Genomic DNA, 14,604 nt, shown 5'->3' with positions numbered 1-14,604 from the left:
GCACGTTTTTAAAATAAGTCCATGTTAATGAATAACTTCCAAATTAAGAATATAGTCCTTGTATTCGTATTACTACTACTTACGGCCTGCAGCCCTAAATTATCCAGGACCAACAAGTATTCTAATTCGGTTGCAGCCAATGTATCACCAATATTAAATACTATACTTGGCAGGGATACTATTAATATTGGTACTACAGGTGATTTTATGCCATTTTCCTATAAAACAGACTCTAGTAACAACTATTTGGGAATAGATATAGCAATGGCCAAAGACTTAGCCAATCACCTGGGTGTAAACCTTAAATTTATAGCAACCACTTGGCCTACATTAATGACAGATTTATTGGAGGGCAAGTTTGATGTTGGTATGAGTGGTATTACCATAACCGACGCTAGAAAAAAACAAGCATTATTTAGCATTCCGGTGTATTCTAGTGGCAAGGTCGCTATAACTAGGGATGAAAATGTTTCTTTATACAATAGTATAGAGAGTATTAACAAAAAAGAGGTTAAAGTTATTTTTAATCCTGGCGGTACCAATGAATCTTTTGCTAGGGCAAATTTTCCAAAAGCTACCCTAATAGTTAATGAGGACAACATAACCATTTTTCAAAAACTAATAGACAAACAAGCAGATGTAATGGTTACAGATGCTATAGAAACTAGAATACAAGAACAAATACACAAAGAGTTGGAGGCTGTTAACCTTAACAAACCCTTTAATTCTTTTGACTTTGGTTATCTGATCCAAAAGGACTCCGTTTTTAAAAGGCTTATTGATGAATGGCTTTTAGTAAAAAAACAAGACACTATAGTGGAAAAACTATTGCAGCAGGAAATTGCTAATTTGGAGTAATTTTTTTGGATGGCTTTAAATGCCATTTGCTATCTTTCTTGATTCGGATAGCGGCCAACCCAATAATACGGTATAAAAATAAAAGGTCTGCAAGACCTTTTGTTTTTTGAGCGCGTTGCGGTGATGGCCTAGTTATTACAATAATGTGCTTGCGCCTACTTGCCAAGGCTTTTTACATTAAAGGGTTATGTAACTTGAGTTTTGGTTACTGCCGAATAAAAAAGATGAGGTAGTGAACTGGGCCAATCAAAAACAGTAGATCTTCAATGAATAAATCTAGCAATTTTGCTTGCTTTATGGACTCCTTTTCAAAATAATAAAACTTCGTTAATGAACTCTTTTTTAACTGCCCGTAAGTAGGCGTATAGGAGATTGCTATTTATACAAAATAAAAATAAAAAGCTAAGTATACATGTTTTCAGGGAATTAGCCTATTCCAATAGAAATGTGATATTTTTCTTACAATATAAATATAACTGATACGTTTTTTCTTCGAGTAAATTTTGATAAAAATATAAACCAAACCAATCAAATCTATTTTATGAAAAAACATTTTAAAATTATTGCTAGTTGTGTATTGTTGTCGTCTATAGCACTGACCTCATGTAGTGTAGATGATGGCATTGATGGAGCTATGGGTCTCCAAGGTATTCAAGGTGAACAGGGTATTCAAGGAGAGCAGGGACCAAAGGGAGACAAAGGGGAAACTGGGGATGCCGGAGCCGACGGCCAAAATGGAATTGACGGAAAAGATGGAATCGATGGTGTCGATGGTGTCGATGGCCAAGATGGTGTTGATGGAATCGATGGTGCCGATGGCCAAGATGGTGCTGATGGAATTGATGGGCAAGATGGTGTTGATGGGCAAGATGGTGCCGATGGTCAAGATGGTACTGATGGTGTGGATGCCACAGTAGTTGCCAGTACTTGGATCGCCCTAACGGAAAGCGATTTTACAATTTCTCAAAAGACCGCTGGTTATGGGGATATGTACGATGCCAGTTACAGCACTGCGCTATTAACGCAAGCGGCTTTGGATCAGGATGTTATTTTGGTATATCTTAAATTGAGTACGGGCCAAATTGTTCAAATGCCCTATGTATATCATGCAGACGAGATGATGGCAGTTGCATATACCGCTATGCTAACATTGAATAGTTTAGGAATCAATGTAACGCCTTCCTATCGTCTAGAATATACCCATTTAACAGATCCGTTGGAAATCAGTGTTAGGTTTGTGATCATTCCGGCTACTACCATAGCACCTACGGCTAAAGGCGTCCAGAAGGATTTTAAGAAAATGAGTTATGAAGAAGTGATTTCTTATTTCGATTTACAATAGGAAAAGTCTATCGATATAATAAAAGACGTTCTTTCCAACTGTGGGGAGAACGTTTTTTTTATGTTTAATTTTCATTTTGGCTTAAGGTTACTCTTGCCAACTGAGCGTTATAAAGCCATAGAATTACAGTGCCTTCTCTTTCTTTTTTTTGCAAGGTGGGGTGAAGGCAAAGTTGTTGCTATGTTTAGAAATTAATTAACTATAGAATAGCTAGGATCCTGTTTTTTATTAGGCCTCCCAATATTTAAGTCAAAACTGGGCGGAGCGTAAAGAACAAGCTAAGGGAAATAATTTAGGGAGCCAGCCAGCTGGGGTGCAGGCAATTAGTCATTCAAAGAGCATCTATATTTTGGCTCAGCCAGCGAGACCTTTTAAAAAAAACGTTCTCAATATTACATTGGTAATGTTCTATCAATTTGTAAGACCAAACCTAAGATCAACATTTATAATGTTTTGCGTTTTGACACTTTGTTTTGGGTAAGGTGAAAAAAATTAAATTTCAAGACTACCTTTATAGTAATAATAACTGTATTTAACTAATCGGCTATGGTTATAGTTTGAATAGAAATAGAGAAATTTCCAAAACTATCTTTACTTTTTACCAGTACGTTATATGTAGCTCCTGCTAAAGCATTAATGGGATCCAATTCAACTGTTGTCAAATCTTCTTGTTCCTCAATGATGGCATCATTTTCCATTACAACAACATCATAGGTCAAAAGATCCCCATCTTCATCGTTCCCAATCCAAGATATAACCAATTCACCATTATTAGTATTATAAAGCATAGTGATTTCGGCGGCGAACGGTGCATAATTACCTATCGCCTCACCGGGGGTTATAAATGAAAAGGTATCACTTTGGGTCTCACCATCATTGTTCTTTGCAGTTACCATCCATGAGTATGATTTTCCTTTTTCAAGTGTAAATTTGCTTTGATTGGTTGTTGCTGTCGTATCACCAATTTCGACATCAGATTCAAAAACCTGTACCAAATAGCTAGAGGCATTTTCAGCAGCTGACCAACTTATGGTGATAGTCGCCATGTTCGCTTCACCGGAAACCTCCTCAAAATCAGTGCACGTTTCGCCATTTACCGGTAGAATGCCAACAGCTTTTCCAGGTAGTATTGATTCCATTTTATTTGTCTCTGATCCCGATTTCGAACACCCAGCTATAAATGCAATCAAAAATGTAAATACCATAGTATATCTTTGCACTAGTGTTTTCATAGTTTAATAATTTTAAAGGTTTCTAAATCTCCTTTTGACAAAACATGTACGATATACAATCCGGGAGTACAATTATCCAAATGAATGTTGTTAACCCCTGCAGTTTCTGTTTTTTCACTTAAAACAAGCTGCCCAACTGAATTATAAACTCTTATTTCGGTAACCGTAGATGCGCCCGACATTGACAGCAGGCCAGAGGTAATGGTCGGATAGACCAGAATTTGAGCTTCCAGAGAAAATGTATCGTCAATTTTTCCCTGACAATCATTATTTCCTGTAATAAGAACTTTGTTCGTCATTTTTAAGTTATGTAGTACAATCTCGTTATCAATGGTGGAATCGAATACGTATTTTTTTTGAATTCCATTGACATTTACCATATACTCGTTGCTTCCCGAAACGATATAACTAGCACTTCGGGATTTATAATCAGCTCCTTGAAACTTTCCAGCAATACTGCTCAGCTCATTAACCTTAACCCCGAAAGTTTGCTCATGAAGAACAGCGGGTATAGAAACCGTGACTTCATAAGTACCTGGCGCTAGGTCGTCTACTTTTAAATTTCCATTCAAATTTATAGCTGTAAAACTTTGGTCCCTTCCTTCACCTACAATATGAATATCAAAGCTATAGCCTATAAGCGTAGTAGCTATTTCAATGATCCCATTGTCGACATTGGGACAGGTAGGGGTCGCGCCATAAACACTTATAGCATTCAAAGCGATCAGGTCACAGCCAGAATTGTTCACAGGAACTCCAGGAATTGTATTAGGACAAACATCGTCTACATTCGCAATTCCATCCTTGTCGTCATCTGGTGGAGGGACGCCCAGCTCTGAAAGTGGCCCTGACCAAATTCCATTGGCCTCAATTGCTGCAAACATGACATCATCGTGTACTAATAGCTTGATGATACGTTTGGGTCCCATTCCCTCGGTCAGGGGATACCAAGAACTTCTTCCTTCGGTACTTACCTGAACCCCATTAAAAGTGGCCACGTATACGGCATCCCCTAAAATCTCTACGTCCCACATGTATTGTGTATCGTTGGCTATAAAGGGCAGCCAGTGACCGCCAAGGTCTTCACTTACCCAAAGACCTTGGGTTGTTGTTACATAAAGTTTGTCATTATGATATTCTAGATCAATGGGACGCTGATTGCTATATTGTCCTGGTATAGCAATATCACTCCAACTCTGTCCCAAATCTGTGGAGAGGAATATTTCACCCTGATAGGTCCCTAAGACAATAGTATCTCCTTTAATCAACATGCTTATGTATTGAAAATTAGGATTTAGACCAGCGGTTTGAGCTAAAATCCAAGTTTCTCCCATATCGGTGGAGAGAAGCACACCGGTTCCAGATTCGGAAGTAACCAAAACACCGTTGTCATATGCCAGATGCCCGGTATACTTAGAATAAGAATTAGAAAGATATTTGGGAACCCATGAATCTCCATTGTCGCTTGAACTGAAAACCCCTCCAAAAGTGCTAACAAAAAGGGTATTGTCCACGTTAACTATATCTGGAGTGTTTTGAGGATATCTTGGTCTCAAGAATTCATTATTTACAATACTCCAATTTTGACCATTGTCATTCGATCTGTAAATACCGTCGCTTCCAGAGGCAAAAACATAATTTTCGTTTTTGGCCATGCTATACGCAGATTGTGCCCTAATACCATTGTTTTTCACTGACCATGTTAGCCCGTCATCGACACTTTTATTAATACCGTCGGAGGCAGACATAATTATACCTTCATCCAAGAACAAAAGATTACTAACAAAACCTTCAGTATTAGGCTTCTGGACTAACGTCCAACTTTGTCCAATTTCCGATAAGTAAAAATATCTTCCCTTGTTCGTGGTAGCGTACAAGGTCCCTTCATGACTCTGCATACTGGTTATACTTGCCCCGGGGGACGGTATATTGGCGTTAGTCCATGTTAATGCATCTTGACTAAAAAAGACGTTGGATTGATCTGCAATAAACAACATATCATTATGTGTCGTCATTGAGCTTACTCCATTTGGCGAGAGCCCCGGCACAATAATTTCGACCCATGTATCCCCATGGTCTTGGGTTTCGTATAGTTTATTATTTCGCTTGGCATAAAGTTTTGAATTGTAAACATGTAAGTTGACAAATTGATGACCAGTTGTCCCCTCTGTTTTGAACTGCCAAGTATCCCCCTTATCAGGTGAATATATCAGGCCGCCATAAGCCAATCCTCCATAAATGTTATCTCCTTCGATAAATATGTGATATGAGGTTTCATCTTTTTGTAAAGGACTTATAGAGGTCCAACTATCGCCTTGATTTTCAGAGACATAAATCCCCTTGTTTTCGATACTAGTATAAAGAATACCATCTTCTTCGAACATGTCATAAATACGTGGGTTGTTAGGAAAACCGGAATTGCTGGGATTCCATGATTCGCCATTATCTATAGATTTATAAACTCCGCCCCACTGGGTTGCTAAAACTAAGCTGTTCTGAACTTTAAAAATTTCTTCAGTAGAGCCACCAATGGGCCCTGTAGTTTGGGTCCATTGAGAAAAAGAAGAATTGGTGTATAAAAGGCTTATGCAAAAAAATAGTAAATGTTTAACATGGGCCATATTCGTAAGGCTTTTCTTTATTGTGTGTTTCGTGTAAAGAAAGTCATTTTTAATATGAAATAGTTTTTAAAAATGATGAACGGAACGCAAAAGTCGACGGGAAGCTATTTTGAATGATAATGGTGCCTGGCCCGATTGGTAATGTTCTATCCATTTAAAGGACCAAAAGCAGGATCAACATTTATAGAAAGATTGAATGCAGCAGCATAACAACAAATACCGGACATTTAAAACCGTAAATTATCATAAAGCTATTCATATCCCTTTGCTTCAATTTATAATTCCACTATTCCTTTTCGCACATATCAGCGTAAAAGCTCAGGTAAATGATAAGCAGTTACCCATCATTATTGATTGGGATTTGCTGAATTGGACATTGGGGTATTGGCCGCACATAGTATTATGATTGTGATGGATATGGTTGTCTTCAAACAATAAAAGAAGGGTATCCCGGAAGGCTGAATGAACAATTATTGGCCCAAGTGGCCGGAATAGAGATAATGGCAGGTTGATAACCTATTATATGAGCCAACGGCAGGAGAGAAGGCTATGTGCGTGAAACGGTATTTATGTGAAAACGTTGAAAAACCAGAAGAGTTACATTAATTTTGTATTTCGTATAGTTTATGTAAATTCAGAAACTTGTTAGAGAAAAGACGACAATTGCCCCAAGAACACCCCATAGATGTAGAAAAATTCATTTTCTGTTTAGAAGGGGTCCGTGATATGGAAACGGCCAAGCTTACCGAAACACAAGAAAATCTGGAACAATTGGCCATGCAATACGGAGTAGCCAGTATTTACAAAACATGCGACACCATTGAAGGTCTAGAAGCCAGTTTAAATGCCTTGGTCATGGATGATCATCATTTTAAAGACTATGAAATCATCTACTTGGTGATACCAGGTGAGGCAAACAGTATTTGTTTAAATGACTACTACTATAGTTTACAGGAAATTGCAGAACTTTTTGAAGGAAAGTTAAAAGGAAAGATTTTACATTTTTCCAATGCAAAAGTGCTGGATTTGGACGAAGAAGAAGCACAATATTTTTTGGATATCACCAACGCAAAAGCGGTTTCTGGCTATGGCAATGAATTTAATGGACTAAGTAGCTCAAATCTTGATAAAGCATTCTTCAACTTGTTTAAGGAAGATGATAATATGTTAGATGTTGTAGAAGAATTGCACCAAAGACATTACCATGTCTGCAAATTACTTGATTTTAGATTGTATTATTAGTGAAACTCAATTTTGAGAAGTCGGTAAGACGCACTTAAAATTGCGAGTTGAACTAATCCCGCCTTTTTCGGCGGGATCTAGGTTCAATACCTCGACCCTTAGGTTCGTGCCCTCAGCAATATGCATCACAGAGCAGCTTTGAGTAAAAGTTGTCTATAACAATTGACTATATCCACAACAACTGCGTAGAACAAGGATTAGTTAAGGACCCAGTGGCTTGGAAATATAGCAGCACAAGGAACTATGAGAAGGATGAATGGTATGGGCATGAGCGTGACGCTCGCGCCAGCGTGGGGGTGCGGGCGGGCCTGCCCGACTTTGTCGTTCATGCGGGCCTATTATGCGAGCCGATGGTAGGAGGGGAGTTACACCGAACTTGTCGTGAGGTGCATGAATACCTTTAGAAACAAATAACTAGCAATTAATAAACCGAGGACCAGAATATGAAACGAAGAAAATTGCCACTTTCCGAGGTTCATGAACTTCTTTAAAAAACAATAATGAATTTGTGAATAAACACCCGCCGTGACCTTCGGGTAGGTTGTTCGTCAGACAGCTGTGTGGATTGGGTTCTTTGTGTAATTAATTTTATAGATTTGTTTTAGCAAATCAACACTTTGAACAATCAAAAATCAGTAGCAGTTTTACCCTTTGTTAATATGAGCAATGATATTGACAACGAATATTTCTGTGACGGAATCACTGAAGAAATTATAAACGCACTAACAAAAATTGACAAACTTAAGGTTATTGCCAGAACCTCATCATTTGCCTTTAAGGGAAAAGATATAGGGGTAGTGACCTCATAGCTGCATAAAGCGACAACTTAGCCCACAAGCCCTGTAAACACTGATATCGAATTTATCTCAAATATAGCGTATTAAGATAAATATGCTAATTTGTGGCAAAAACACATGGAACAAAACCAGTATCAGGATTGGTACCTGACCTACGATGAGTCAATATTGTTGAAGAATAAAAGCTTTCCCCATAAACTGGCTTTTGCAGTCCAATTGAAACAATATTTATCCACAGGTTCATTTCCTAAAAGTAAATCAAGTTTGGTAAGTGGTCTGGTTTCCCATTTAAGTGAACAGTTGGAGACCAATGAATCTATTTTAAATGAGTATGATTGGTCGCAAAGAACCGCAGAACGTCATCGTAAAGAAATATTAAAATTCTTGGGCGTTGAAAAAACAAATGAAGAACACCGCGAAGATCTTATCGATTTTTTGATTGACGACATCCTTCCCTTTGGAAGTACAAAAACAGAAATCGAAGATGTTTGCCTTAAATGGTTCTTTGAACATAAACTTTCAGCTCCTACGGAAAAAGTACTTTCCCGTATAATTTCCACTGCACTCTCGAAATTTGAAAACAGATTTTTCGATCAGGTTGCATCATTGTTGGGAAGGGGTACAACGGAATTATTCGACCGTTGCCTGAGAAGCGATCCAGGCGAAAAGGGTTCGTTTACTTGGCTTCGTTCAGATCCTGGACGTGTTGGCCTTCTAACCGTTCTTGATGAGCTGGACAAATTGGCATTTATAGAGGATTGCGCAATTCCTATTCAAGAAATCGGTGGGATACATCCCAAGATTAGGGAAAGATTGTACAAAAGAATAGCTTCGGAATCCGCTTGGGAGATAAGGCGACACCCACCATATATTAGGGATACCCTGATGGGTGTCTTTCTTTTTTCCAGAAGGCAAAAAATCATAGATGACCTTGTGGATCTTTTCATTCTCATTGTGGGAAAACTATCAAAGAAGGCAAAAAAGAAAGTAGAGACCGCACTGGTAAAGGAATTGAAACGCGTTTATGGTAAGACGACAATATTGGCCCGAATCGCCGAGGCATCATTGAAGGACCCTAAAGGAACCATCAATAGGGTAATATTTCCCATTGCAAATAAATCGAAGCTTTCCGATATCGTCAAGGAGTATAAATATTCCGGTAAGGGTTTCAAAAATGAAATCCATGGATTGGTGCGTTCCAGTTATTCCTCACATTATCGGAGAATGGTCCCGAAAATATTGGGCAGTCTTACCTTCAGGTCGAACAACGATCTGCACGTACCTATTTTGGACGCGATAGATTGGCTGTTGGAGAACCCTATGCCAAACTCAAAATTCTCAATGGACGATGACTCGATTCCCACTTCGGACATCATCAAGCCCAGCTTTGTAAAACTTGTCAAAGGGATGGGCAAAGGCGATATGGATCGGATAGACTATGAAATAGCAGTACTTGAAGCTTTGAGAAAGAGGCTCCGTTGCAAGGAAATATGGGTTGAAGGAGCCGATAGGTACCGTAATCCCGATGAGGATGTACCTAAAGACTTCAATATGAACAGGAAATTTTATTACGACCGGTTGGGCGTAGAGAACGACCCCGTGGAATTTACCAAGGGATTAAAGGAAGAAATGGAAATCGCACTGAGAACGTTAAATGAAAACTTGCCGTCCAACAAGTATGTAAGATTACGGCAAAGCGGCATCAAGAACATTGTTCTCTCCCCCATGGACCCGCTCGTGGACCCACCGAACATAAATGCGCTCAAGGGAGATGTACAATCCAGATGGCCAATGACATCACTTTTGGAAATCCTTCGCGAAGCGGACAGTTGGTCCGGGTTCACAAAATTGTTCAAGAGTATCCGGACATCTGAACGTTTGACACCGGAACAGCTCAGAAAAAGACTATTGTTGGTTCTTTATGGGCTTGGAACCAATATGGGACTTAAAAGAATAGCGTCAGGTAATAATGTAAGCTACAAGGAGCTCCGTCATGTAAAGAATGTATATGTACACAAAGATTCCCTGCGCAGTGCCATTAGGGAAGTGGCCAATGGGGTATTCTCCGTAAAGGACACCAAACTCTGGGGCGAGGCAACGACCTCATGTGCCTCCGATTCCAAAAAGTTCGGGTCCTGGGACCAGAACCTGATGGCGGAATGGCACATCCGGTATGGAGGAAGGGGCGTTATGATCTATTGGCACGTGGACACGCGATCCACCTGCATCTATTCCCAACTAAAGAAATGTTCCTCATCAGAAGTGGCCAATATGATAGAAGGTGTACTCAAGCATTGTACCGATATGAAGGTGGAAAAACAGTTTGTGGACACCCACGGTCAGAGTGAGGTCGCGTTTGCTTTTTGCAAGCTCTTGGGGTTTGAACTAATGCCAAGGTTGAAGAATATTGCCTCCCAGAAACTTTACCTACCCGATATTTCCCTAAAGAAAGAACTTAAAAACCTTTTACCGATACTCAATAGAGGTATCAAATGGGAAATCATCGAGAGGCAATATGATGAAATGGTAAAATATACCGCTGCTTTGGAACAGGGTACCGCCGACCCTGAATCAATTTTAAAGAGGTTCACCAGGGGTAACGAGAGCCATCCGACATACAGGGCCCTGCAGGAACTAGGAAAGGCGGTGAAAACGATATTCCTTTGCAGGTACCTTGCCGATGGGGACATCAGACGTGAAATACACGGGGGGCTGAACGTGATAGAGAATTGGAACTCTGCCAACGGTTTCATTTTTTTTGGAAAAAGTGGTGAAGTTTCCTCGAACCGATTGGAAGAACAGGAACTATCCGTACTTGCACTTCATCTGCTCCAGAACTGTTTAGTCTATGTGAACACACTTATGATCCAACGTGTGGTTTCCGAGAACGGATGGATGGACAGGTTTTCAAAAGAAGATTACCGAGCATTGAGCCCGTTGATACATGCACATGTGAACCCTTACGGGAAGTTTGAGCTTGATATGGACAAAAACCTCGGTCTGGCCGTGTAGGGTAATCATCCTCTGTACCAAAAATGGTTCTATTTACGGAACTGTCTAGATTTTTGTTCAAAACGATTATTTTGTACTAACCTCAAGATATAAGTCTTTTTATTCATTGGATTGCTGCCCGCGCGAATCGTCTCAGAGAGTTCCAGAATCTCCGACATTGAGAGCAGTTTCATACAGTTCAAAGTATTGCCCAGTGGAAAGGTAGCTTTCACCAGCCGCCATCCGTTTCTGTTATGAGCGATGTCTGATAAGAAAAAACCTATTCCTCAAGAGTGACATTTATATAAAGAAGTATCAAACTACCCGGCGAAGCAATAGAAAAAATCAGCTCATACTTTTTTATAAAGGAGAAATCTATACCTTCACCCTTGGCTTCCAGTTACTTTAGAAAGATTTGGCACCTAAATTCTAGTGATTCAAGGAAATGTAAAAATAATAATGATTATACAAAAATATTCAAATCATGCCGTGGTTGATCTTGATTCCCACAAGAAGAAATCCCTGTTGTCCTGTAACTATATTGATTCGGAGAAATCAAGACCGGTAAAAAACTGCTTTCCCTTGGAGACCGCCTTGTAATGCAAAGGGACGGCTACAAGGCAAGTTCAAGTGAACAAAAGGAAATCCTCAAACGGAAGGACAACGAACTTCTTTTCAAAGTCCAGGACGGGATAATCAGGTAACTCTCAAACAGATGAAGGAAATCGAAAATGATCAAATCTTACGGTTGCCAAACCCATTGAGATGAAGGGAAATAATCTGTCCTCTACTTAAATAGTTATGAAGGCCTACCAAATCATGATGGTCAGTAATGACTTTGCGCTTTAACGATTTTTCATTTGCTACACTGCCTCACAAGAGTAATAAGATTGTACAACGGCAAGGAATTTTATCGTCTATCGCTCACCGCTTTTCGCACCAAGGGTCAGCGGTTTGCCAAAAGTTTTAAGGGTATAGTGCTTAAGTTTGTTTCGAATTCCCCATTTTCTGACGAGATTCCATGGTTTTCGCTTTAGATAGGATTTGTCGCGATGCAAGAATTCTATGGTCGCGTCTATCACTCTCCCACTTGATTTTCCATCAAAATAGGGATGTATCTGTTCGGTATATTTTTTTATCAATGTCAATTTTTCGCTTGGATAGGTCAGTGCATGTTCCAATGCTTTTTCAATTTCCGAAGCGTTCTCAACATTGATCAAAAATGATTTCGGAATGTGGTGCCGAAAAGTGACTACTGGTTTCTGTTGCAAGAGGAATTCTTGTATCACCGAGGAGGTATCGGACAACAAGATGTCGGCTTCGTGAAAAAGTGGAATTAGATCTGTTGTATTATAGAACTTAAAATGCCTTCCTTCCAAACTTTTCCATTTTTCTTTTATATGATTGGGCATTTTTGGATGAAGCACATTCAAAAATTTGAACTTTCCTTTTTTCGAAAGGCGCTGTATTTCATTAAAAACGCTGTCTTCATAGGCCAAACTCAGCTTCTCGGTAAAGGTCGATGAAAGCAATACCGTGTTTCGGTGCTCCCTGTTTTTGTCAGGTAGGGGAAAAAGAGGATCTATTTTGGACCACCCCGTCTCTATGACTTCGAAATGTCGGTGCCGCTTACTCTTTTCAACGAAAATTGCGGTGGTCGACGGTCCCTGGGTACAATAAAGATCAAAGAAGCCCCGTAACCTAAAATGGCCTTTCCTGAAACTTCTTTTTTCAGCATTGAACCCATGAAAGATCTGCACTTTTAGTCCTGGAAAAAAATCGGGCACCTGGTTGGTAGCGGTAAGTACTATATGCGGGTTGTAATCCAGTACCTCATGTACTGAATTTAGTGTAGCGGTAGGGAACGGATTGTTCCTCTCGGCTTCCTTTGACTCCAAAAACCATTTTACTTCATAACCCAGGTTTAAAATTTCTTCATACAGCGGTTTTCCTATCGGAAATCCATAGGAATAGGAGATGTAAATAAGAAATCGATAATTTGAATGGATAGGTTCCTGATTGGTTTGCAGTCTTTTAAGTTCCCGGTACCTTTCATATACACCGAGCGCGTTCAGGTATGAAATGATCATGCCTTTTTTTCCGTCCAAAAAACCGAGACGGACCAGATAGTGGTTGGCATACTTCCAAAGGGGTCTTAAATATTGAGGGAAAACGGACCATTTTTTTCCTTTTTCAAACTCTTCGATGGCCCTTAAACGACCGTATCTAAGCATTTTGCCCTTATAGCCGTCATAATTTTTATAGGAGTAATGGATTAATTTTTCTTTGAGGATACCAGAATAACCATTAACCTCCAAAGTTTCGTGCACGATTTTTTTGTCCGAGAATCTAGCTTTGCTCTTTCTGAACAAGCGGTAATTTTTATCGGTCTGCCAGCCGCTGAATCGAAGCTTTTTGTTCAAGAACATAAAAGTCCGATAAACCCAATAGGCCGCATAATCCGTGCTGTCATTAACCGTTGCCATTATTTCTTTTCGCAGTGCTTCCGGCACCACTTCATCGGCATCCAAAAATAAGACCCAATCATGAGTGGCCTGTTCCAGGGCAAAGGATTTCTGTAGCGTAAAATTTTCAAATGGATGTTGAAGGACCTTTATATTTGGATGTTGCAACAAAAATTCATAGGTGCCGTCATTGCTGTACGAATCTACCACTACGATCTCATCGGCAAAGCTGACCGATCTCATGCACTGCTCAATATAGCCCATCTCATTGTAGGTGATGATTACTGCCGATATCTTCTCTTTAGCTACTGCCATAATCTTTTTTGGTGATTTGGTAATTCCATATATACAAGTAGGACAAAAATAATCATAAACATGACACCCTAAATTTATTGGACAAGTTTAATGGAGTTCATGTAAAAAAATAAAAATCCTCACCACGAGACCGATCCAAAGGATTAAATGTACCTGCTAAAAACCTTTGGTCCGTGACATAATACTTAGGGCATTGGTCTTGTATTCATCAGGAAAGTGAATAAGGCTGGCTATAAAAAAGGAAGGTCCGAAAAATTCGTAGAGGCCTATCCCCTTCTTTTTAAGTTTTTTTGGTTTTTGCCCTATTTTTTCAGGCATTGAGGTTATGCGGTTGGCAAGTTCTCGGGGTAACCCGTGATCAACAGTTTGAAAAAGACCACGGGGTCGATCGAAGGGTTGCCGGTCCTGCCGTAAAGTTCTTTCGTATCCTTATAAAGAAAACTCAGGTCAAGCGTTTCGCGGAGCATTCTGTAAAGATTTTCCTTTGGGATCAGGTCCGACAACTGGAAGCTGACGAACAATTTTTCGGTATAGTTCTTTCTGCCTTGCATACCTTTAAGTTACGGTTTTTTGCAGATTTCTAAAAGCAAAAATTGATGTTTATCGGAGTTCTGCAACAGCCACGGCAGTTTTACAAAACTGGTTTGAAAGAATGGAGGTGTCCCAAAAATGGTTCTTTTTATGAGACTATAGAAAACAAGACCGAACCTTCTTATATTTGAACTTTTCGATAATTAAACT

The 14,604-nt window shown here is 39.6% G+C and carries 10 protein-coding genes; 6 read left to right on the top strand and 4 right to left on the bottom strand.

Annotated features, from left to right (window positions below):
• Positions 1-27: 27 nt before the first annotated feature.
• Together MWU84_RS04040 and MWU84_RS24265 are read left to right on the top strand one after the other, a co-directional pair.
• The gene (locus MWU84_RS04040; protein WP_246898543.1) at positions 28-858 is read left to right on the top strand and encodes a transporter substrate-binding domain-containing protein; all 831 of its coding nucleotides are present in this window, start codon (positions 28-30) and stop codon (positions 856-858) included.
• Positions 859-1,399: 541 nt separating this feature from the next.
• Complete coding sequence (locus MWU84_RS24265; RefSeq protein ID WP_281502503.1) at positions 1,400-2,200, top strand: hypothetical protein; 801 nt, start codon at positions 1,400-1,402, stop codon at positions 2,198-2,200.
• Positions 2,201-2,736: 536 nt separating this feature from the next.
• Here the strand turns inward: MWU84_RS24265 and MWU84_RS04030 are convergent.
• Positions 2,737-3,339, bottom strand: coding sequence for a hypothetical protein (locus tag MWU84_RS04030; protein ID WP_246898541.1), 603 nt, complete (start codon positions 3,337-3,339; stop codon positions 2,737-2,739).
• An 89-nt stretch (positions 3,340-3,428) separates the two neighbouring features.
• Complete coding sequence (locus MWU84_RS04025) at positions 3,429-6,053, bottom strand: T9SS type A sorting domain-containing protein (protein WP_246898539.1); 2,625 nt, start codon at positions 6,051-6,053, stop codon at positions 3,429-3,431.
• Between the two features lie 642 nt (positions 6,054-6,695).
• Here MWU84_RS04025 and MWU84_RS04020 point away from each other — a divergent pair.
• The 4 genes from MWU84_RS04020 to MWU84_RS04005 all read left to right on the top strand — a co-directional run bounded on the left by MWU84_RS04020 (position 6,696) and on the right by MWU84_RS04005 (position 11,683).
• Positions 6,696-7,295 carry a DUF6642 family protein gene (locus MWU84_RS04020; protein WP_246898535.1) on the top strand — a complete coding sequence of 200 codons (600 nt, stop codon included), beginning with the start codon at positions 6,696-6,698 and terminating at the stop codon, positions 7,293-7,295.
• A gap of 659 nt (positions 7,296-7,954) precedes the next feature.
• Positions 7,955-8,104, top strand: a complete 150-nt coding sequence (locus tag MWU84_RS04015; protein ID WP_246898532.1) for a hypothetical protein — start codon at positions 7,955-7,957, stop codon at positions 8,102-8,104.
• Positions 8,105-8,209: 105 nt separating this feature from the next.
• On the top strand, positions 8,210-11,104 hold the full coding sequence (locus MWU84_RS04010; RefSeq protein WP_094998668.1) for a Tn3 family transposase: 2,895 nt from the start codon (positions 8,210-8,212) through the stop codon (positions 11,102-11,104).
• Between the two features lie 438 nt (positions 11,105-11,542).
• Positions 11,543-11,683: a hypothetical protein gene (locus tag MWU84_RS04005; protein ID WP_157730747.1), complete on the top strand. Its 141-nt coding sequence runs from the start codon at positions 11,543-11,545 to the stop codon at positions 11,681-11,683.
• A gap of 317 nt (positions 11,684-12,000) precedes the next feature.
• On the opposite strand, the gene MWU84_RS24395 is transcribed toward MWU84_RS04005, so the two are convergent.
• Positions 12,001-13,863: a glycosyltransferase gene (locus tag MWU84_RS24395; protein ID WP_317045924.1), complete on the bottom strand. Its 1,863-nt coding sequence runs from the start codon at positions 13,861-13,863 to the stop codon at positions 12,001-12,003.
• Positions 13,864-14,186: 323 nt separating this feature from the next.
• Entirely contained in the window at positions 14,187-14,414 is a 228-nt protein-coding gene (locus MWU84_RS03990; RefSeq protein WP_246898529.1) for a hypothetical protein, read from the bottom strand.
• Between the last annotated feature and the right edge of the window lie 190 nt (positions 14,415-14,604).

This window comes from Arenibacter sp. F20364 (assembly GCF_023015905.1).
Classification (GTDB): domain Bacteria; phylum Bacteroidota; class Bacteroidia; order Flavobacteriales; family Flavobacteriaceae; genus Arenibacter.
Note: the sequence above shows the minus strand (reverse complement) of the source record. Positions and strands in the feature narration are given on the sequence as shown.